The sequence below is a fragment of the Sorangium sp. So ce321 genome, assembly GCF_051530195.1.
Lineage (GTDB): Bacteria > Myxococcota_A > Polyangia > Polyangiales > Polyangiaceae > Sorangium.
Map to the genome: position 1 here is coordinate 1,175,010 of NZ_CP150329.1, position 19,431 is coordinate 1,194,440.

A 19,431-nucleotide genomic window follows, 5' to 3' on the forward strand; every position below is an offset into this window, starting at 1 on the left:
TCGCGGCACTTTACAGGAATGCTCAACATCCCGGCGCGCCGGCCCGCCGCGGGCCGCTCAAAATGCTGCAACGCGCTCCCCGGCGTGGTAACGGCATGCCCATGACAAAACTGCCTGCGTTGATCCTCGTGGTCTCGGCGCCGCTCGCAGCCTTGGCGGTCGGCTGTGGCTCCGATCCGCAGCCGCCGCCGAATGTCCCCAGCGACGTCGCGCCTCCCCCGGCGGCGAAGCCCGCCGCGCCTGCCCCGAAGCAGGACACCGCGAAGCCGACGAGCGGGTCGATCCGTATCGACGACAAGATCCTGAAGGCCTGCGGCGATCTGCCGACCGCCCGCTTCGCGTTCGACTCGACGTCGATCGAGGGCGAGGCGGCGGGCGCGCTCGACGCGCTCGCTCGCTGCTTCGTCTCGGGCCCGCTCAAGGGCAAGGGGATGAAGCTCATCGGCCACGCCGATCCGCGCGGCGAGACGGAGTACAACCTGGGCCTCGGCCAGAAGCGCGCCGGCAGCGTCGCGGAGTACCTCGGCAAGAAGGGCCTCGAGCAGGGGCGCATCGCGACCTCGTCGAAGGGCGAGTTCGAGGCGACCGGCACGGACGAAGAGGGCTGGGCGCGCGACCGAAAAGTCGACATCCTGCTGGCGGAGTGAGCCCCGCGCGCCCGCGCGCCGCTGGATGACGTGAAGAGAGCGCCACGGCCGCGCTTCCAGGCACCAGCGGGGGCCGCGGCCGCAAACCGCACTGAACCGGGGCTCCGGCGCGCGCGGATCCCCTGACGAGCCGATTCCCTGACGCCGATTCCTGACGAAGAGATCGATATGGCCTTCCTGCAGAGCGCCCCCGAGGCGGCGACGGCGGTCCCGATCAAGCTCGACCCCGTCTCCCTGATCCTCCACGCTTCCGGTCCTGTCTTCCTGGTCGTCTGGCTGCTGATCTTCGCGGCGCTCCTCGTCTGGGTGATCGCCGTCCTCAAGGTCCTCCAGCTGGCCCGGCTCACGTCGCAGCAGGCGCGCTTCGAGCAGGAGTCGTCCCACGCGCACTCTCCCGATCAGCTGTTCGCGCTCGCGCAGCGGCACCCGGACGCGCCGGGCGCCCGCGTGGTGCTCGAGCTCAGCCGCCGCGTCGGGACCAGCAGGCTGCTCGACTCGATCGCGAAGCGCGCGATCGTGACCGAGACGCAGCGGGCGAGCTCGCTCATGCCGACCCTCTCGTCGATCGCGGCCGCGTCGCCGTTCATCGGCCTGTTCGGCACCGTCTACGGGATCATGGACGCCTTCCTCCGCATCGGTCAGCAGAAGAGCGCGTCGCTGCCCGTCGTCGCCCCGGCCATCGGCGAGGCGCTCATCGCGACGGCGATCGGGCTGTTCGCCGCGATCCCCGCGGTCATCGCGTACAACGGGCTCAACAAGCGCATCGACGACCTGCTCGCCGCGCTCGAGGCCGCCAGCGAGGGCTGGGTGGAGATCGCGTCGCTCCCCGCCACCGCCGCCGCGCGGGGGGTGCAGGAGTCCATCCCGCTGGCGCTCCAGCGGTCGAGCGACCGGCCCACGCCGGTGATGCCGAAGGGCTGAAGGGCGAGGCTGGTCATGGGCATGTCGGCCGGAGGGGGGCGCAGGCGGCGCGGGGGCGGCTTCAGCGAGATCAACGTCACGCCGCTCGTGGACGTGATGCTCGTGCTCCTCGTGGTGTTCATGGTGACGGCGCCGCTGCTGACGGCGGGGCTCCGGGTCGAGCTGCCCAACGTCTCCGCCGAGGAGGCGCCGACCAAGGACACGAAGCTCGTCGTGACGATCACGAAGGAAGAGAAGATCCTCTTCGGCGAGGACGACGCGACCGCCGACATCGAGGGCGTGCTCGCGTCGAACGGGCGCGTGCAGAAGGAGAAGGAGCTCTACATCCGCGCCGACAAGGACGCCCGCTACGGCGCCGTGGCGCGGGTCGTCGCCGCAGCACGAGCCGCCGGCGTGGAGGGGCTGAACCTCCTCGTCCAGCCGGAGCTCGAGCCGGAGGGCGCGCCGCCGCCGCCCGGCGGGTCGGCGCGGCAGCCCGGCGGAGCGGCGCCGCGGCCGGGCGGAGCAGCGCCGTGAGCACGGCCGCGGCGCGCGCGCCGGGACCGAGGACGCCGTCCGGGCTGCGCCGGCCGAGGAGCGACTTCCGCCCGCGGGACATCGCGATCGCCGTGGCGGTCGCGGTCGCCGTGCAGGCGGGCGCTGCCGTGGTGATCACCCTCGCGGACCTCTCCTTGCCCGCGGCCGCGCCCGAGATCGAGAAGGGGCCGAGCGTCCCGGTGAAGGTCATCCCGGTGCTCGACATGGACACCCCGCTGCTCAAGCTCGGCGGCAAGCGGGACAGGATGAAGCTGCCGGACCGGTGGGTGCGCCAGACGCCGAAGCCGCGCGTCGAGCAGAAGGCGTTCGTGTCGCCCGACGCGGGCAAGACCGAGGAGGACATCCCGCCCCCGGAGGTCAAGATCGCCGACGCCGGCACCGAGCCGCCGCCGCCCGACGCCGAGATCGCGAAGCAGGTCGACACCGAGCTCGATCCGAAGACCGACGCCGGCGAGGCGCCCAACGTCGATCAGGAGGGGCACTCGGACGGCGTGGCCGAGGGCACGGAGACCGATCCCCTCAAGGCGCGCGCGGTGGATCTGTATCTGGCGCGCATCGCGGGCTGGTTCTCGAGCAGGTTCCGCGTGAGCGGGTCGGGGCTCGCGGCGGAGGAGCTCACGAAGCACCGGCCGCGCGCGGTGATCGTCCTGTCGGACGGGCAGATGGTGAGCTACACGCTGACGCCGAGCGGGAACGCCGTCGTCGACGCGGCCGCGCGGGCGACGCTCGAGGGGGCGAAGGGGCAGGCGCTGCCGCCGCCGCCCGAGAACTATCCCGACCTCGGGCAGAAGCAGGTCAGCGTCACGTTCGTCTGTAGGGAAAACACATGCGACTAGCTCGATACGCCCTCGGCGCGCTGGCGCTCGCCGCCGCCGCGCTCGCTTCCCCCCCTGCACCTGCTCAGGCCCCGGCCCCCGCGGCGCAGGCGCCCGCCGCCACGCCGCCGCCCAACCCGGACGAGCTGCTCGGCCATATCACGGTCGTCGCCGGCGCGTCGCGCCCCCTCCCGAAGATCGGCGTCCTGCCGTCGCTCGTCTCCGATCCCGAGGACGTGACGCTCCACAGCGTGGTCCGGCGCGACCTCGAGCTGTGCGGCGAGTTCGAGGTGCTGCCCGACAGCGCCGCGCCCGACGGCCTGTACCTGTCCGACAGCCCCGTGGACGTGAAGGCGTGGTCCGCGAAGGGGGTCGAGGCGGTCGTGAGCGTGCGCGGCAAGAAGCTCGGCCCGGACAAGGCCGAGCTCGTCGGCCAGGCGTTCCTGGTGAACCGCGGGCAGGCCGCGGTGTTCGACAAGAAGTTCATCGTGCCCCTCCGCGACGTGCGCTTCGAGTCGCACCGGGTGGCCGACCAGCTGATCGGCGCGCTCACCGGCCAGAACGGCGGCTTCGCCAGCCACATGACGTTCGCCTCGGGCTCCGGCTCGCTGCGCCGGGTCTTCACCATCGACGCCGACGGCCACGACGCCAAGGCCGTCTCGCCGCCCGAGCAGACCGCCATCGCCCCCGCCTTCGGGAAGAACGAGCAGCTCCATTACGCGGCGAGCGTGAAGGGCGACGAGTACAAGGTCTTCACGCCGGCGGGCGGCCCCATCCAGCTGCCCGTGAAGGGCTCGGTCTACGGCATCGCGTTCTCGAAGGATCGGTCCCAGGTCGCGGTCAGCATCGGGGTGGGGTCGACGATCAAGCTGTTCTCCGGCCCCGACTTCCAGAACCTCAAGCAGGCATCGGACGTGGGGATGGCGCTCCACCCGGCGTTCACGCCGACAGGCAAGCTCGCGTTCGCCGGCGAGGGCAGGTACGGACAGCGCATCCACGTGGGCGGCAAGGCGATCTCTCCGGAGGGGCTCTTCGCGTCGGCGCCGACGTTCTGCAACCACCCCGACGGCGTGAAGGCGGTCTATGCCGTGGGCGTCGGCAAGAACACCGACCTCGTCGTGGCGGGGGAGATGGGCGGGGGCCTCGCGCGGCTGACCCAGAACCAGGGCAGGAACGGATACCCGGCCTGTAGCCCCGACGGGCGGCTTGTGGCGTTTTTCTCCACGCGCACATCCGGGGAGGGGCCAGGTCTCTACATCATGCGCGTCGACGGGCAGCGGCCGAAGCGGATCTCCAACCTGCTCGGGGACTCGCTGCGCTGGGACCCCCTGCCGCCCGGCAAGGCCGTCGAGGCGAAGAACTGACCCGCTCGCGGGCGCGGCCCCGCTGATCCGGGGCCCGCTGCCGGTGCGCAAACGAGGCGCACGGCGCGCGGACGCTGCACGCGCGGTCAGGGCGTCCGGCACGGCCGGGTCGTCGATCGCGCCTGCGCCACGATAGACACGCAGCGATCCGCGGCGGCCGGAGGCACGGCCGGGACATCCGGCGCGCTGCGCCGCGGAGCGCACGCAGCCTGGATGCCCCGCAGGCGCAGCTTGCCGGCAACTTCTTCTGTCCAGGCACGTCTGTAATCGTGGGCATTTCCTGCGCGTTGCCGCGCTCCCTGCCGAGGCCGAGGCGAGGGGATGCCGCGTTCGCGCCTTCCGCTTCTTTGGCCCGCTGCGTCGGTCGCGGTTAGCTTCCGGACTGCTCAGGGGGTGGCTGGCTGGAAAATTGCAGTAAGCCGCCCTGGTCAGCAAGCGAAACAGAAATGGAGAAGAGCATGGTCTCGAACCGCATCTGGACCGCCATTGCGATCGCGGGGGCCGTCTGCGCCGGCGGCTGCGGCTCGGCAGCGGCGGTTCAAGAAGCCAGGGTCAGCGAGCAGGGTGGGTTCCGGGATCCGGAGCTCCGGCTCACCGCGACGGAGGATGGGGGCTACTGCGGCGCCGAGGTGCTGCGATGGCAGTACGATGAGGCCGCCGAGACGCTCCGCCTCGCGGATGCGCGGCTGATGCTCGACTGCTGCGGGAAGCGCACGATCCACGTCGAGAGGATCGACAGCCTCTACGAGATCACCGAGCGGGACGAGCCGGACAGCGCGGAGGGGCGCTGCGCAGAGCAGTGCGCCTTCGATCTCGCCGTCGGCGTGCAGGACGTCCCGCGGGGCGAGGTCTACGTGAAGCTGCTGCGCGACGTCGTCGATGAGCAGGGCAGCCCGGCCGTGATCTGGAGCGGCAGCCTCGATCTGGACGTGCCCGCGGGCGCCGTCGTCCTCGACGACGCCCCCGTGGGCGCCGGCTGCCAGGAGCAGAGCGCGCCGCCCCGTCGCCGCACGACCGTCGCCGCGCGGTGAGGCGGTGAGGCGGTGAGGAAGGGGCTCGCGCCTCTCCCGAGGCCAGCCACGGTCGCGGGCGGCTGTCCCGGCGTCGGTCAGACGTGGGATGACAGCGCAGGTCAACCGACCATGACGTCCAGGGTCAGATAACCGGGCGGGCTCTACTACTTTCACCTGGACAGTCATCAATGCAGCTAGTAAATCACACGTGGATGTGCGTGCAGCTGCTCCGGGGTGCGGTATGCGCGCGATCCATGTGCTCGCTGCCCTGAGGCTGAGCCCGGAGCGTCCGAGTAGGGACGCTCTGGACGTTCTTATTAAAGCCCTGGTTCTTCATTTTAAGTGTAATTTGACAGTGGGGCGGGACAGCAAGGAAGTCGGGGCATGAAGTTCCTGGGGGTCTGCGGGTCGCTTGCAACGGTGGGATCGCTGCTTCTGCTCGGCGCCTGTCTCGAGACAGAGCCCGCTCAGGTGGGGGTCGTGAGCGAGGCCGGCGGGTTCGTCGATCCGGAGCGGAGGCTCGCGATCGAGGGGGACGAGAGCTACTGCAGCAGCGAGGTGCTGCGCTGGCGCTACGACAGGTCGAGCGGCGCCCTGACGCTCGCGGACAGCCGGCTCGTGCTCAACTGTTGCGGCCAGCGCGCGATGCACGTGGACCGGATCGACAGCATCTACGAGATCACCGAGAGGGACGAGCCCGACGCGGCGAACCCGCGGTGCGACTCGGTCTGCGCGTTCGACTTCACGGTGGCGATCCCGGAGGTCTCGCTGGGCAAGGTCTATGTGCGGTTGCTGCGCGATGTCGTCGACGCGCAGGGCAGCGCGGAGCTCATCTGGCAGGGGGAGATCGACGTCCGGAAGTCGGTCGGCGAGGTGGTGCTCGATCGCGCTGCCGCTCCTGGCGACGCCTGCAGCGGATCGTCCCAGTAGTCGCGCGGGAGCGGCGCGCTCGCGCGCAGCCGGCGCAGCGCGGTGGATCGCGCAGCGGCTGAGGGGACCTACAGCTCGATGACGAGCGGCGGGGTCGCGCGACGGCTCCGCGGGCTGCGCGGCGCTCGTCGCTGCGCGACGGCGCAGCTGGCCGAAGGACGGCTGTGCAGCCGCGTGACAGCTGCGCGTGGCCGCGTGACGGCTTTCAGTCGATCAGCGTGCGAGCGGGGCGACCGGGCTCGCACTTCACGAGCGTCGCGGTCAGCTCGAGCGTCTCGGGGAGCGTGCCCTGCACCTGCGCGACGACCTGCTCGACTACGTGCTGGGCCTCGTCCAGGTTGGGCCCCACGATGGAGACGACGAACGTGAGCGGGCCCGTGCGCCCGGCCGCGGCCGTCGTCAGGCTCAGCAGCAGCGTCTGCGTCAGATCGACGACCTGAAGCGCGGCCTTGCGCAGCGCGAGCATCTCGAGGATCGTCGGCCGCAAGCTCACGAGGCCGTTCTGGCCGCGGAGCTCGAAGCGCGCGATCTGCATCGGCACCTCGGCCCACTCGGCGAAGAAGCCGTCCTCGTCGATGGCCTTCATCAGGTGCTCGCGCACGAGCAGCCCCGTGAGGCCGTCGCGCCTCGCGAGGTAACGCTTCGCCTTGTCGTGGTGCGGCGAGTCCGGTCCGAACGTGACCACCATGAGGCGGCACTCGCCGAGCTGCACCTCGGCCCCGTGGAGCAGCGACACCTGCGCCTTGCGCTCGAACGGGAAGTCCGCGTACGTGCCGTTCGTGCTGTTCAGATCCTCGACCAGCCAGGAGCCCGTCTGCCACCGGAGCAGCGCGTGCGACCCGGAGACGGTCGCCTCGGCCAGGACGAGATCCTGATCGCTGCGGCGGCCGATCGAGAGCACCGGCTTCTGCAGGGGGAACAGGGTGCAGACGCTGTCGGGCGCGTTCGTGGCGTACGTGATGAGCAGCGACTGCGCGCCGGGCGTGAACTGCGTCTTGATGGCCCGCCCGGGCGCGGGGCCAGGGTCGATGCGCTCGCGCGGCAGCTGGATCGGCGCGGTCGTCGTCTGCGTCGGGTTGAAGAACCGCATGTGCCGCGCCTGCGGGCGCATCTGCGGGTCCGGGTTCAACGCGCGGAAGATCTGCCGGATCTCGTCGTTGGTCAGCGCGGCAGGCACGTCGAACGTGATCTGCTGCTTCATCGTCTTGAGCCGCGGCTTGTAGCCGGGCTCGGGGACGCGGCAGGTCCACATCTCCCAGAGCGTCAGCGCCGCGGCGTAGACGTCGTCCTCGGGGCTAGCGCCGCCGCTGCGCAGCCGCTCCGGCGACATGTAATGAGGCGTGCCGCCGTCCGGAGGCGCCCCGGGCTTGCGCACGGCCGCGCGCGCGCGCTCCTTCGCGAAGCCGAAGTCCAGGATGACGGCGCGATCGTCGGCGACCATCACGTTGCCCGGCTTGAGATCGCCGTGCACGAGCCCCTGCTGGTGGATGGCGGCGAGCCCCGCGCAGACGTCGGTCGAGATCTTGCGGAACTCGTCGGCGCTGAACCCGCCGGACGTCTTGCGCTTGCGGATGTGGTTGTGGAGCGTCTGCCCGGGGATGTACTCCATCACGAGGATGGGCCCCCACGGGCTCGGCGCGAGGTCGTGCACGCGGCAGACGTTCGGGTGGCGAGCCTTCTGCGCGAGGATCACCTCCTGCCGCAGGGCCTCGTCGTCGCCCGGCATGGCGGAGGCCTCGGGCACCACCTTGAGCGCAACCTGCTGCTGCGTCAGGCGATCGAAGGCCAAGAACACCTCGCCCATGCCGCCTTTGCCGATGCTCTTCAGGACCTCGTACCGGTCGCTGATGACCGTTCCGACGTCGATGGGAGGGAGGGGATCTTTGGTCACGGCCACAGGCGCACAAAGGGTGAGGAAGCGCTCCGCGTCGTCGCCGAAGCTGACGCGTCGGCACGCCGATACGAACTGCGCGCAGGGTCGTCCATTCGAGCCCCGGGTGCAACGAGTCGTTGCACGGGCGCCGCCGTCGGCCCGTTCGCCGGGGCGCGGGGGCGCCACGACGGCCGCGCGGGCGCCGCCAGGCCGCGGCGCCGGCGCGCGCCGCGCGGCCCTCCACAGGGGCTCGCGGTCCGCCGCGCGCTGTTCAGGAGAACGGCCGCACCGTGTGGGCGTGGTTCAGCGGGCCGTGGCCGTGGCCGAGCCCCGGCGCGGTGCGCATCGCCTCGCGGAGGTAGCGGCGCGCGCGCGAGATGGCCGGGACGAGGGGGAGGCCCTGGGCGAGGCCGGCCGCGATGGCCGAGGCGAGCGTGCAGCCGGTGCCGTGGGTCGCGCGCGTCTCGATGCGCGCGTCCTCGAACAGCTGCTCGCCCCCGGAGGCGCCGGGCGCGGGCGCGGTCTGGAGGACGTCGACGACCGTCGCGCCCGGGAGGTGGCCTCCCTTGAGCAGCACGGCGCGCGGGCCCATCGAGAGCAGCCGCGCGGCGGCGCGGCGCATCGCGTCCACGCCGTCGATGACCATGCCGGTCAGCGCCTCGGCCTCGGGGATGTTCGGGGTGACCAGCGCGGCCATCGGCAGGAGCCGGCCGCGCAGGGCGCCCTCGGCCTGGTGCTCCAGCAGCCGCGCGCCGCCCTTGGCGACCATCACGGGGTCGACCACGAGCGGCGCGCCGCGGCCGAGGCGCTCGTAAACGCGCGCGACCTCCTCGATGACCTCGGCGGAGTGGAGCATGCCGGTCTTGATCGCGTCCGCGCCGATGTCGTCGAGCACGAGCTCCATCTGGCGGCCGATGAAGTCGGGTGGGATCGGGAACACGGCGGCCACGCCGCGGGTATTCTGGGCGGTGAGCGCGGCGATCGCCGTCGCGCCGTATGCGTCGAGCGCGGTGACCGCCTTGAGGTCCGCCTGGATGCCAGCGCCGCCGCCCGAGTCGGACCCGGCGACGATGAGGACGCGGCCTTTCATGGAGCCCCTCTGCCGCAGGCGACCGCCGGCGACGTGTCGATGTCGATCATCTGTTGCCCGGCGTCAGTAGTGCTTGTCGAGGACCGCGGGATCCTTCGTCGTGGCGAACACGGTGTCGCAGCGCCGGCACCTGTACTTCACCTTCGTCGGCCGGGCCGAGATCCCGAACGCCAGCTGGAGGTAGCCCAGGACGCGGTACTCTGCTTCGGCGCTCACCATGTAATGATCAAGCCCGTGTCCGCAGGGGCACTGGACCGGCTCGGACGTAGTGCGGTTGCGGTAGGGCATGGAAGGCATGTCCGCCTGCATGATGTTCTCGGTAGTCTAGGGAATCTGCAGCGGACGTCGAGGGGCCGCGAAGCGGCCAGGGCGGCGGGCGACCGGGCGGCGCGAGCAGGAGGCTCGCGCGCCGGGGGACGCCCTGCGCCGCGGTCCCGGCGGCCCGACGCTTTGCGCGCCGCCGCGGACCGAATAGGAGAAGCCGCCATGCACCCCGCACTGCTCGCCGAGCGCCTGGTGAAGCGGTACGGCGACTTCACGGCCGTGGAGGGGGTCGATCTCGCCGTGCACCCCGGGGAGATCGTCGGCCTGCTCGGCCCGAACGGCGCGGGGAAGACGACGACCCTGCGGATGCTCGCCGGCATCCTGTCGCCGACCGGAGGGCGCGTCGCCATCGGCGGCGTCGACCTCGCCGCGCGGCCGCTCGAGGCGAAGCAGCGCATCGGCTTTCTGTCCGGCGACACCCAGCTCTACCAGCGGCTCACGCCCCGCGAGGTGCTCCGCTACTTCGGCAGGCTGTACGGCATGAAGGAGCCCGCGCTCTCGCGCCGCATCGACGCGCTCGTGGCCGACCTCGAGATGGACGCGTTCGCCTCGCGGCCGTGCGGCACGCTGTCCACGGGGCAGAAGCAGCGCGCCAACATCGCGCGCGCGTTCCTCCACGAGCCCGAGGTGCTCATCCTCGACGAGCCGACGACCGCGCTCGACATCATCAGCGGCCGCTTCATCGTCGAGTCGATCCGGCGCGAGCGGGCCGCGGGCAAGGCCGTCCTCTTCTCGACGCACATCATGGGCGAGGCCGAGTACCTCTGCGATCGCATCGCCCTCCTGCACGAGGGGCGCATCGCGGACACCGGCGCGCTGCCGGAGCTCCTGGAGCGCGCCGGCGCCACGAACCTCACGGACGCCTTCCTCCACCACGTGGCCCGGAGCCGCCCGCGCGAAGCGCGCGATGCGCCCGAGCGCGGCGGGGCGCCGCCGGCGGCAGGCGAGGCGCCGTGAGGCTCGCCATCGTCTGGACGATCGCCTGCAAGGAGCTCGTCGAGTCGCTCCGGGACCGGCGCACGCTCGTGCGCCTCGTCCTCCTCCCGATCCTCCTTTATCCGCTGTTCGCGCTCGCGATGAGCAAGCTCGTCGGCTCCGAGGCGGCCGCGCGCGAGGCGCGCTCGTCCAGGATCGCGGTGTGGGGAGAGCTCGCGGAGGGCCTGCAGGAGAGGCTCGCGTCGGCGGGGAAGATCGAGCTCGCGCCGTGGGCAGGCGCGCCCCCGGACGTGCGCGAGGGCCTCCTCGCGGGGGCGCTCGCGCCGCCGAGGGAGCCGGAGGCCAGGCCGGAGGACGCGCCGCCGCCGCCCGAGGGCGAGGACCCGCCGCCGAGGTGGACAGAGCCGGAGAACCCCGTGCTCGCGGCGGCGCGCGCCGCGGTGAGCGACAGAAAGGTCGATGCGGTCCTCATCCCGTGGCCCGCGCTCGGGACCGAGCTCGCGCGGGGCGGCAAGGGCGCCGTCGCGATCTACTTCGACTCGGTCCGCGCCGACTCGGCCATGGCGGAGGCGCGCCTCGAGGGCGCGCTGCGGCGCGCCCGCAGGGCCATCGTCGCGGATCGAGAGGCGGAGCGCGGCCTGCCCGAGGGGTTCTCGATCGCCTACGACGTCGTGTCGCGCGACGTCGCCCCGGACAGCCGCAAGGTCGGCCAGATCCTCGGCTCGATGATGCCGATGATGCTCATCCTGATGTCGCTCCTCGGCAGCTTCCTGCCGGCGATCGATCTCACGGCGGGCGAGAAGGAGCGCGGCACGATGCAGACGCTCCTCTGCGCGCCCCTGCGCTCCATCGAGATCATCTCGGGCAAGTTCCTGGCCGTGTGGGTCATCTCGCTGCTGACGGCGCTCGGCAACGTGGTGAGCCTGTCGCTGACCGTGAGCCGGCTGCTGCCCGACGTCGTCGTCGTCGACCCCTGGATCTTCGCGCTGACGTTCGCGCTGCTCGTTCCGGTCACGCTCCTGTTCTCGGCGCTGTTCCTGGCGCTCGCCGTGTTCGCGAAGGACTTCAAGGACGGCCAGAACGCGCTCATGCCGGCGTACCTGCCGCTGTCGCTGCTCGCCGGCATCACGGCGCTGCCGGTGGTCGAGCTCAACCCGTGGACGGCCTACGCCCCGGTCCTCAACATCGCGGTGCTGATCAAGGCCCTCTTCCTCGGGGAGGCGCCGCTCGATCTCCTGTTCACGGCGCTCGTCTCGTCGGCGCTCTACGCCTGCCTCGCGCTCCTCTTCGCCGCGCGCGTGTTCGAGCGCGAGGACGTGCTCCTCGGGGGCAAGGAGTCGGCGCGCGCCGTGCTGGGCCTCGGGCGCCGGAGCGGCGGGGCGCCCTCCGCCGGCTTCTCACTGGCGGCGTTCGCGGGCGTGCAGGTGCTTTTCTTCTACGGCAGCCTGCTCATTGCCCGCGCCAGCGTGGCCGTCCAGCTCGCGGCCTCGCAGGTTGGCTTCTTCCTCCTCCCGACGCTCGCGCTCGTCGTGGGCTTCGGCTACTCGCCCCGGGCGACGCTGGCCCTCCGGCCTGCCTCGGTCCGGGGCCTCGCCGGGGCGCTGCTGCTCGGGGTGTCGGCGTGGGTCGCGATCGGCGGCACCCTCCTCCGGTGGTTCCCCGCGCCAGAGCGCTTTGCTCGCGAGCTCGGCGAGCTCGTGCTGCTGGGCGGGCAGCCGTACCCCGTCGTGCTGCTGCTCGTCGCCGTGACGCCCGCCGTGTGCGAGGAGCTCCTGTTCCGCGGCCTCGTCTACGCGGGGCTGCGCCGCGCCGGGCCCGCGGTGGCGATCGGGGTGTCGGCGCTCCTCTTCGGGCTCGCCCACGGGTCGGTGTACCGGCTGCTGCCGACGTTCTCGCTCGGGCTCGCGCTGGGCTACGCGCGCCACCGCACCGGCTCGGTGCTGCCCGGAGCGCTGCTGCACGCCTTGAACAACGGGCTCGCCGTGTCGCTGCTCTACTTCAAGCCGCCGTGGACGCAGGGCGTCATCGAGGGCGAGCTGCCGTGGAGCCTCACGGCCGCCGGCATCGTGGTCTCCGTGGCGGGGTTGCTCCTGCTCCGCGGGGCGCCGGCCCCGAAAGCGCCAGAAGACGACGCGCGCGGCGAGGGCGAGGCGGCCGGCGGCGGCGCGAGGGAGGCCTGACCCGGGCGAACGAGGTGTGGATGTGAGCGGGCGCGCGGAGAGGGGGAGATCGCGTGTCTTGCGCGGGTCGCCCGCTGAGGTACGGACATCGATGTGCACGCACGCTTCCTTCCGGGGCTCGCTGCGGCGGCGACGGCCTCGGTGCTTTCCTGTTCTCATGGGAGCCCGACGCTCTCCGAGCTCGGCGGAGCCGCGCTGATCGCGCCGCCGGCGCCGGCCCTCCCTGGCGCAGCGCCGGCCCTCGCCGCCGGAGCGCCCGCTCCCCAGGAAGCGGCGCCCGCCGTCGCGGCGCCTCCCGTCGCTGGTGGCGAGCCCGCGCCGTCGCCGCCTGCGCCGTCGGGATGGGCCTCCTGGGCCCCGCACCTCGCCGACGCCGCCGACCTCGGCGAGCGGCCGCCGCGCGCGCAGCGCCAGTGGAACTACATCGCCGCGGCCGCGGGCGCGGACTGCCGCGACGCCCTGAAGAGCGCGGGCGCGCGGTTCCAGGCGATAGCGGACACAGCGAAGCCCAACAAGAAGGGGTGTGGCATCCCCCACGGCGTGCTGCTCACGCGCGGCCCGACTGGCATCGTGTACTCGCCCCCGCTGCAGATCGACTGCTCACTCGCCCTCCGGCTGGCCGATATCGAGCGCGTGATCCAGGAAGAGGCAGAGGCACACCTGAGCTCGCCGATCGCCCGTATCAGCACGCTGGGGAGCTACGCGTGCCGGGAGGTGGTCGGCAGGATGCGCCCCTGGAGCGAGGGCCTGAGCGAGCACTCGTTCGGCAACGCCTTCGACATCGCGCGCTTCACGCCGAAGCGCGGCCGCGCGATCAGCGTGCTTCGCGACTACGTGCTTCGCGACAAGGAGCCGAGCACCCGAGAGGGGCACTTCCTGAGGAGCGTGACCCGGCGGCTCCGCGCCGACGGGGCCGCCTCACGCGTCCTCGGGCCGGACTTCGACGCGAGCCACCGGGACCACCTGCACGTCGATTGCGGGACGCCGCGCTGGTACTGAGCCAGCTCGGAGCGCCCCCGCCATGCCGCACCGCGGCGGACGCGGTGACCGACAGACGACCTCTGGGCGCTCACGGCGGCTGATGGCAAGGCGCCTTGCTCTGCACGCGCACGCTCGCCACATGTGGCGTAATGGATACGGCCCGTGGCCTCGGACTGCCTGTGAGTCCGCTCAGCGGCGCGATCGCGCCTGCGCTCCGCCTGGTCCGATCGATGCAGTTGCAGCTCATACGACTGGCCGTCGACCGAGCTGACCAGTCCGGGCGACCGGACGAATCCGCCGGCGAGACGCCGCATGGAGGGGTCTCTCGACCGCTCACCACAAGCGAGGAACCCATGGCGAACACCAATCAGGCCGAGGAGAGCGGGCTCGTCGATCTCGTGAAGGGCGCCATCCAGGACACGCAAGAGCTGATCAGGATCGAGATCGCGCTCGCGAAGAACGAGACCAAGCAGGACATGTCCAGGCTCAAGAACGCGGCGATCGCGTTCGGCGTCGCCGCCGCCGCTGCGATCCTGATGCTCGCGATGCTCCTCGTCGCGGCGGTGCTCGCGATCGGCGGACCGGCGCCGGCGCTCATCATCGCGGCCGTCCTGCTCGTCGCGGCAGGGATCGCCGGGCTCGTCGGCTACCGGCTCATCCCGCGGGATCCGCCGCTCGACGCCACCAAGGAGCACGCCGAGGCCCAGGCCAACGTGTTGAAGGAAAAAATCGCATGAGCACGAACGCAAATGGCATCGATGATCTGGAGCAGCGCGCCGCCCTGCTCCGCTCGAACGTCCGAGCGAGCCTGGAAGAGCTTGAGCGGAGGAACGACGCGCTGGTCACCCCGAACCCTGGCGGCGCGAGCCCCGCGGTCAGGGACAGCGAGGCGAAGAGCTCGCCGGAGCGCGAGCGCCTCGAGCAAAGGGCCGACGAGGTCCGCGAGGATCTCGTGAGCCGCGTCGGCGAGATCGGCCGGCGAGCGCGAGCGAAGGTCGTGCCGTTCGTCACGATCGGCGGGGCCGCCCTCGTCGTGTTGACGATCGGCTTCGGCTACATGTTCTACAAGACGCTGCGGCGATAGCGCCTCGCGGGTCCCCGTCCAGCGCCGCGCGCCGCGCGACGTCCGCAGCGGCCGACTACTCCGCTCGCAGCTCGAGGAGCCTCACGTCGTAAGGCGCGATCTCCACGGAGCGGACCGGGGTCTTGCCGCCCAGCTCGGTCAGGTGTCCCGCGGCCGGGACGGGCTTGACCGAGAGCGGCTGATCCGCCTGGCTCACGAGGAACACGAAGCGACGTCCGTCGCGGTGGCGCAGGGTGCCGGCCGCGACGCGCGGGTCGTCCACGGTCACCGGCCGGCGCACCCCGGCGAGCTCGGCGAGCGCGTCGTAGAGGCGATAGGTCGGCTCCGGGTTGACCCGAGGGGTCGCCGCGGCGAAGTGCTCGAGTGCGTACGTGCAGAGCACGATGCTGCCGCTCCCCACCTGGCGCCGCAGCAGCGCCGGCCTGCCGCGCTGATCGACGGCGACGACCTCCGCGCCCCTGGGCTTCACGGGCAGGTAAGCGCGGCTGTGCTCGGTGCCGGCGACCGGGAAGGTGAGCGTGGCGCCCTCCGCGATCGGGCCGAACGGGCGCTGAAAGGTGAGCTCCACCTGCGCGTCCTCGATCGGGTCGACCATCCCGTAGCGGAGCTGGTGCTCGACGCCGAACATCGTGTTGAGGTTCGCGTACCAGGGCCCGCGCTGCGAGCCGTGCGTGCCATGGCAATACGATGCGTAGACCACCGCGCCTCCGGAGGCGAGCCGCTCCAGGAGAGCCCAGCTGGGCGCGGTCAGCTGCTTGGTCGACGGCAGGAGATAGAGCCGGCAGTCCTCCGCGATCCCGTCCCGCTCCCGGGTCAGCCCGACCGGCAGATCTGCCTCCTTCGCGGCGATGTACGCTTGCCGCAGCATGGTGAAGAGATAGCTGCGGTCCTCGGCCTCCGTGAACGGGAACGCGCCCTCCAGGTACGACGGGACGATCAGCGCCGCGTCGGCCGGCTCCCGCTCGCAGCCGAGGACGTCGATGTCGGCCAGCACCTTGGCGAAGCGGGCCATCTCCCGGAGCTGCGGTTTGGGCCGGCCGTCGGTGGTCGTCAGCCCGAAGTGGAGCTCGAACGGGTGGTGCCGGTAAGGGTCCTGGTGGATGAGGTCGAAGTCGGTGTTGTTCCAGCCGATCCAGCCGGTGGCGCCGGCCAGCAGCGTGTTGTGGAGGACCTGCCGGTAATAGTGCGCGGCGTTCTCGTCAGAGGCGAAGTCCGAGGAGACCCCGAACTCCTCCAGCACGACCGGCTTGCCCAGGAAGCCCGTGAGCTCGCAGACGAACGCCGCGCCGTAGTGCTGGCGGACCATGTCGTTCTCCATCCGGTACACGTGCGGACCGAGAAAATCGACGAGCGCGCCGAGGTCGCGGACGGAGAACCCGTTGTCGTTGCCCGTGACCTCGATGCCCCACGCGCCGTCGCCGATCGAGATCGGCTGGCTCGCCCCGCCGGCGCGCAGCGCCTGCACGAGCAGGCTCGCCCAGCTCGTGACGGTCTCGCGCACGGACCGCTCGCGCTCGCCGTAAATCGGCATCTCGTTGGAGATGAGCCAGCCGGTCACCGCCGGGTGGCCGGCGAAGCGCCGCGCCATCTGCTCGGCGAACCACGCCTGCCGGGCGACCATCCACACATCCCCATAGAGGTCGCGCCCGCGCCGCCAGACAGGGTCCCAGTTCTCGCCGGACATGTGGCCGACGAGGAGCGTCGGGATCGTGGTCAGGCCCGCCTCGCTGTGCGCCTCGAGGAAATCGCCGTAGCGCGCCGCGCAGCCCTCGTCGATCCGGTCCGGCTCGGGCATGAAGTGCGGCCAGTAGAAGAACGACCGGGTCATGTCGAGGCCGTGATCGGCGAGCACCCGGAGCTCCTCGCGGACCACGGCCGGGTCGTAGCTCTGCCACATGAGCGGGCCGCCGCGCCTCGACCAGAAATTGGCCCCGAGCCAGGCCACAGCCCGATTGCCGACAGCGACTTTGGCGAAATTGCGGTGCATGCTCCCTCTCATCGTGATCTGCTCGCCGCTCCAGCTGCGCGCGCGGCGAGCAAAGCACTTAATCGGTTCAGTGTCCACCGCCCGCGAGGGGCGGCCGCGCCGCCTCGCCGGCGATGAGCCCGGGTCAGGAGCGCGCGGGCGGCGCGGTGCTGCCCCGCGTCGCGAGGGTCGGCGCGCTGCACTCGGCGTCGGCGATCGGCTCGCCGGCGACGAGGCGGAGGAGCAGCGCGGCGGCGCGGGCGCCGTGCTCGGCGATGTTGCGGCGCACCGCGGTCAGGGCGGGGTGCACGAGCTGGCACAGCGCCGAGTCGTCCCAGGCCACGATCGAGAGGCGCTCGGGCACCGGGACGCGCATCTCCTGGGCGACCGCGAGCGCGGCCACGGCCATCACGTCGTTGTCGTAGATGATGGCCGTCGGCGGCGCGGCCCCCGCGAGGAGCCGCCGCGTGGCCTGGCCTCCCGCCTCACCCGTGTAGTCGGCGTGGACCGTCACCACCCGGTCGAGGCGCCGCTGGCGGGCAGCGGCGTTGAAGGCCTTGGTGCGGATCGCCGTGTGCAAGAACTCCGCGGGGCCGGCGACCCGGGCGATCGACCGGTGACCGAGCGCGGCCAGGTAGTCGACCACCGCCCTCATGGCGCTCGCGTCGTCGCTCCACACGCCCGAGAGCTGCCCCTTGCCTGCCGGCCCGCCGATCACGACCGCCGGGAGCTTCAGCTCCTCGATCAGCTTCACGCGCGGATCTCCGTCGCAGAGGTCGACCAGGATCACCCCGTCGACCCGCCGCTCGGCCCACCAGCGGCGGTAGGTGTCCACCTCGGCCTGGCGGTCCTCGGTCACCTTGAGCAGCAGCGCCTCCGCCTTCTCGGCCAGCTCCGCCTCGATGCCCGAGATGAGCTGCATGAAGAACGGCTCGATGCCGAGCGTGTGAGCGGGCCGATCGATGACCAGGCCGACGGCCCCGGCCCGGCCGTCGGAGAGCGCCCGCGCCGCGTTGCTCGGCTGCCAGCCCATCTCCGCCGCGATGGCGAGGATGCGCTCGCGCGTCGGCTCCGACACGCCCGGCCTGCCGTTCAGCGCATAGGACACCGCTCCCTTGGACACCCCCGCACGCCACGCGATGTCCGTTATCGTCGGACGCTTCACGCATCACCTCCGCTCGCGGGCGGCGGTTCGAGCCCACCGTGTGAGCTTTCGCCGTCGCCCAGCCTCGGTTGGATAGCACGACGGCCCGCTGGCGAGCCTACCGCTCGCACAGGCGGCCGGCGCTGGGAGGAGAGCGCGCATCCTGGCGCAGCTGCTCCCACACCTCGCCCCGGCGCAGGCGCCGCCCGCGAGGGGACGCGCCGGCCGAGCGCGATGCCTGGCCAGCGCGTCGAGGTCACCAGCCCATGACCGACTGGAGCACCGGCGAAAGCTCTTCCGCCATCGCCTCGTGCTCGGTCGCGTCCGGGTGCGTCCCGCAGCCCTTCCCGGTGGCCTTGCTGACAAACACCTTGTGCACCTTCGTGTCGTCGTTCGCCGCGAAGTGCTCCTCCACGCGCGTCAGGCTGGTCCTGTGATCGGTCGCCGACATGTCCGTGGGCTCGGGCCAGCCGTCGCCGAGCATGGGGCTCGACATGCAGAAGATGTGGGCATCAGGGTAGTAGCCCCTCAGCGTGTCGACGAAATCGATGTACGCCTCCGCGTACGTCTCGACATCCATCCTGGGCCGCTCGCTGTCTCCCGGGGAGAAGTCGTTGGTGCCCAGCGCGATCACGACCGCGTCGGGGACGAACCGCGCGGTGTCCCAGGCCGGAGAGTCCATGAGCTCCGGGAACAGGAGGCCATACACCTCCGGCATCGGCCTGGCGTCGTACTCGGAGCTGTAGTTCCTGACGAGCCCGATGCCCGAGACCGCCGTGACGTGGTACTCCGCGCCGAGCTGCCGCGCGACGAGGGGCCCGTAGGCGAGACGGGCGTTGTGGTAGGGCTGGCCCCAGCCGTCCTCCTCGCACTGCGCGGACCCGTTGGGCGCGTCGATCCCGGAGCCGCAGCTGATCGAGTCGCCGATGAACTCGATCTTCCGGCCCGGCTTCTGCGGCGGCGGCCGGATCTCGCCGCCGAACTTGAAGCCGAGGAGCTCGGTGTAGCCGATGGACGCCTCCGTCCTCTTGACCACGGTCACCGTGTGCTCGCCGTACGGGAGATCCGAGGCGATCTCGTACTCCATGGCCTCGGGCTGGAGCTGGATCTTCGTCACCGGGCCGTCATCGACGGAGACATCGAAGTAGTTGAAGTACTTGTCCCACTTGTGCTCGTCGTCGAGGGTGACCGCGACGGAGCTGCCCTTGAAGCTCGCCTGGATGGTCACCCCGGGCGTCGAGAACCTCGGCTTCTTGGGGTCCGAGAAATCGACCCTGCCGGAATACTGGATGTTGCTGTCGTCGGCGTCATAGACCCGCTCGGTCGTGTCCCCGGGAGGGGCCGCGCCTTCGCCGCCGCCGCCCGCGTCGCCGCCGCCCGCGTCGCCGCCGCCCGCACTGGCCCCGCTGCCAGCGCCTTCTCCGCCGCCCCCGGCGGAAGCCGTGCTGGCGCTGCTGCTCGAGCCGCTGTCCGGCGTGCCGTCCGTCGAGCTGCACGCGCTGATCAGCAGCGCGGCGCCGGCGCCCATCGCAAACAAGCTCTTCATGGGAGAACCTCCTCAGCTGATCTGGCTGGCGCAACGCGCCCCACGACGCCGCGGCCCTGGCCTCGATCCCGCGCTCGGCG

Annotated in this window: 18 protein-coding genes; 12 read left to right on the forward strand and 6 right to left on the reverse strand. The window is 71.8% G+C overall.

Annotated features, from left to right (window positions below; translation table 11 throughout):
* Positions 1-95 precede the first annotated feature (95 nt).
* From WME89_RS04515 to WME89_RS04545, 7 genes are all read left to right on the forward strand, one after another.
* Positions 96-647: an OmpA family protein gene (locus tag WME89_RS04515; protein WP_438008025.1), complete on the forward strand. Its 552-nt coding sequence runs from the start codon at positions 96-98 to the stop codon at positions 645-647.
* Between the two features lie 168 nt (positions 648-815).
* Positions 816-1,568, forward strand: a complete 753-nt coding sequence (locus WME89_RS04520) for a MotA/TolQ/ExbB proton channel family protein (protein ID WP_438008026.1) — start codon at positions 816-818, stop codon at positions 1,566-1,568.
* Positions 1,569-1,583: 15 nt separating this feature from the next.
* Entirely contained in the window at positions 1,584-2,084 is a 501-nt protein-coding gene (locus WME89_RS04525) for a biopolymer transporter ExbD (RefSeq protein WP_437653823.1), read from the forward strand.
* Entirely contained in the window at positions 2,081-2,941 is an 861-nt protein-coding gene (locus tag WME89_RS04530) for a TonB C-terminal domain-containing protein (RefSeq protein WP_438008027.1), read from the forward strand. Before WME89_RS04525 ends, WME89_RS04530 begins: the two co-directional genes overlap by 4 nt.
* Positions 2,932-4,284 (forward strand): tolB protein, encoded by a 1,353-nt coding sequence (locus WME89_RS04535; protein WP_438008028.1) that lies wholly within the window; start codon positions 2,932-2,934, stop codon positions 4,282-4,284. Before WME89_RS04530 ends, WME89_RS04535 begins: the two co-directional genes overlap by 10 nt.
* 458 nt (positions 4,285-4,742) lie before the next feature.
* Positions 4,743-5,315, forward strand: a complete 573-nt coding sequence (locus WME89_RS04540; RefSeq protein WP_438008029.1) for a hypothetical protein — start codon at positions 4,743-4,745, stop codon at positions 5,313-5,315.
* 366 nt (positions 5,316-5,681) lie between these two features.
* The gene (locus WME89_RS04545; protein WP_437653819.1) at positions 5,682-6,227 is read left to right on the forward strand and encodes a hypothetical protein; all 546 of its coding nucleotides are present in this window, start codon (positions 5,682-5,684) and stop codon (positions 6,225-6,227) included.
* Between the two features lie 205 nt (positions 6,228-6,432).
* On the opposite strand, the gene WME89_RS04550 is transcribed toward WME89_RS04545, so the two are convergent.
* The 3 genes from WME89_RS04550 to WME89_RS04560 form a co-directional block, all read right to left on the reverse strand.
* On the reverse strand, positions 6,433-8,118 hold the full coding sequence (locus WME89_RS04550) for a protein kinase domain-containing protein (protein WP_437653817.1): 1,686 nt from the start codon (positions 8,116-8,118) through the stop codon (positions 6,433-6,435).
* Between the two features lie 253 nt (positions 8,119-8,371).
* Positions 8,372-9,190 (reverse strand): bifunctional hydroxymethylpyrimidine kinase/phosphomethylpyrimidine kinase, encoded by an 819-nt coding sequence (gene thiD, locus WME89_RS04555; RefSeq protein ID WP_438008030.1) that lies wholly within the window; start codon positions 9,188-9,190, stop codon positions 8,372-8,374.
* A gap of 63 nt (positions 9,191-9,253) precedes the next feature.
* Entirely contained in the window at positions 9,254-9,487 is a 234-nt protein-coding gene (locus WME89_RS04560; RefSeq protein ID WP_438008031.1) for a hypothetical protein, read from the reverse strand.
* A 189-nt stretch (positions 9,488-9,676) separates the two neighbouring features.
* Between WME89_RS04560 and WME89_RS04565 the strand changes: the two genes are divergently transcribed.
* The 5 genes from WME89_RS04565 to WME89_RS04585 all read left to right on the forward strand — a co-directional run bounded on the left by WME89_RS04565 (position 9,677) and on the right by WME89_RS04585 (position 14,695).
* Positions 9,677-10,471, forward strand: a complete 795-nt coding sequence (locus WME89_RS04565) for an ABC transporter ATP-binding protein (protein ID WP_438008032.1) — start codon at positions 9,677-9,679, stop codon at positions 10,469-10,471.
* Positions 10,468-12,630 (forward strand): ABC transporter permease subunit/CPBP intramembrane protease, encoded by a 2,163-nt coding sequence (locus WME89_RS04570; protein WP_438008033.1) that lies wholly within the window; start codon positions 10,468-10,470, stop codon positions 12,628-12,630. The genes WME89_RS04565 and WME89_RS04570 overlap by 4 nt, the downstream gene beginning before the upstream one ends.
* Positions 12,631-12,723: 93 nt before the next feature.
* Entirely contained in the window at positions 12,724-13,629 is a 906-nt protein-coding gene (locus WME89_RS04575) for an extensin-like domain-containing protein (protein WP_438008034.1), read from the forward strand.
* Between the two features lie 335 nt (positions 13,630-13,964).
* Positions 13,965-14,348 (forward strand): phage holin family protein, encoded by a 384-nt coding sequence (locus WME89_RS04580; RefSeq protein ID WP_438008035.1) that lies wholly within the window; start codon positions 13,965-13,967, stop codon positions 14,346-14,348.
* Positions 14,345-14,695 carry a hypothetical protein gene (locus tag WME89_RS04585; RefSeq protein ID WP_437623760.1) on the forward strand — a complete coding sequence of 117 codons (351 nt, stop codon included), beginning with the start codon at positions 14,345-14,347 and terminating at the stop codon, positions 14,693-14,695. The genes WME89_RS04580 and WME89_RS04585 overlap by 4 nt, the downstream gene beginning before the upstream one ends.
* Positions 14,696-14,750: 55 nt before the next feature.
* Here the strand turns inward: WME89_RS04585 and WME89_RS04590 are convergent, their stop codons facing one another.
* The 3 genes from WME89_RS04590 to WME89_RS04600 all read right to left on the reverse strand — a co-directional run bounded on the left by WME89_RS04590 (position 14,751) and on the right by WME89_RS04600 (position 19,351).
* Positions 14,751-16,682, reverse strand: a complete 1,932-nt coding sequence (locus tag WME89_RS04590) for a glycoside hydrolase 5 family protein (protein WP_438008036.1) — start codon at positions 16,680-16,682, stop codon at positions 14,751-14,753.
* A 124-nt stretch (positions 16,683-16,806) separates the two neighbouring features.
* Entirely contained in the window at positions 16,807-17,826 is a 1,020-nt protein-coding gene (locus WME89_RS04595) for a LacI family DNA-binding transcriptional regulator (RefSeq protein WP_438008037.1), read from the reverse strand.
* A 235-nt stretch (positions 17,827-18,061) separates the two neighbouring features.
* Positions 18,062-19,351: an SGNH/GDSL hydrolase family protein gene (locus WME89_RS04600; RefSeq protein ID WP_438008038.1), complete on the reverse strand. Its 1,290-nt coding sequence runs from the start codon at positions 19,349-19,351 to the stop codon at positions 18,062-18,064.
* Positions 19,352-19,431: the final 80 nt, after the last annotated feature.

Bases quoted from the DNA above. Each gene is read 5' to 3' on its own strand.
- WME89_RS04515 (WP_438008025.1), top strand. From the start codon at position 96: ATGCCCATGACAAAACTGCCTGCGTTGATCCTCGTGGTCTCGGCGCCG.
- WME89_RS04520 (WP_438008026.1), top strand. From the start codon at position 816: ATGGCCTTCCTGCAGAGCGCCCCCGAGGCGGCGACGGCGGTCCCGATC.
- WME89_RS04525 (WP_437653823.1), top strand. From the start codon at position 1,584: ATGGGCATGTCGGCCGGAGGGGGGCGCAGGCGGCGCGGGGGCGGCTTC.
- WME89_RS04535 (WP_438008028.1), top strand. From the start codon at position 2,932: ATGCGACTAGCTCGATACGCCCTCGGCGCGCTGGCGCTCGCCGCCGCC.
- WME89_RS04540 (WP_438008029.1), top strand. From the start codon at position 4,743: ATGGTCTCGAACCGCATCTGGACCGCCATTGCGATCGCGGGGGCCGTC.
- WME89_RS04545 (WP_437653819.1), top strand. From the start codon at position 5,682: ATGAAGTTCCTGGGGGTCTGCGGGTCGCTTGCAACGGTGGGATCGCTG.
- thiD (WP_438008030.1), bottom strand. From the start codon at position 9,190: ATGAAAGGCCGCGTCCTCATCGTCGCCGGGTCCGACTCGGGCGGCGGC.
- WME89_RS04560 (WP_438008031.1), bottom strand. From the start codon at position 9,487: ATGCCTTCCATGCCCTACCGCAACCGCACTACGTCCGAGCCGGTCCAG.
- WME89_RS04565 (WP_438008032.1), top strand. From the start codon at position 9,677: ATGCACCCCGCACTGCTCGCCGAGCGCCTGGTGAAGCGGTACGGCGAC.
- WME89_RS04580 (WP_438008035.1), top strand. From the start codon at position 13,965: ATGGCGAACACCAATCAGGCCGAGGAGAGCGGGCTCGTCGATCTCGTG.
- WME89_RS04585 (WP_437623760.1), top strand. From the start codon at position 14,345: ATGAGCACGAACGCAAATGGCATCGATGATCTGGAGCAGCGCGCCGCC.
- WME89_RS04590 (WP_438008036.1), bottom strand. From the start codon at position 16,682: ATGCACCGCAATTTCGCCAAAGTCGCTGTCGGCAATCGGGCTGTGGCC.
- WME89_RS04600 (WP_438008038.1), bottom strand. From the start codon at position 19,351: ATGAAGAGCTTGTTTGCGATGGGCGCCGGCGCCGCGCTGCTGATCAGC.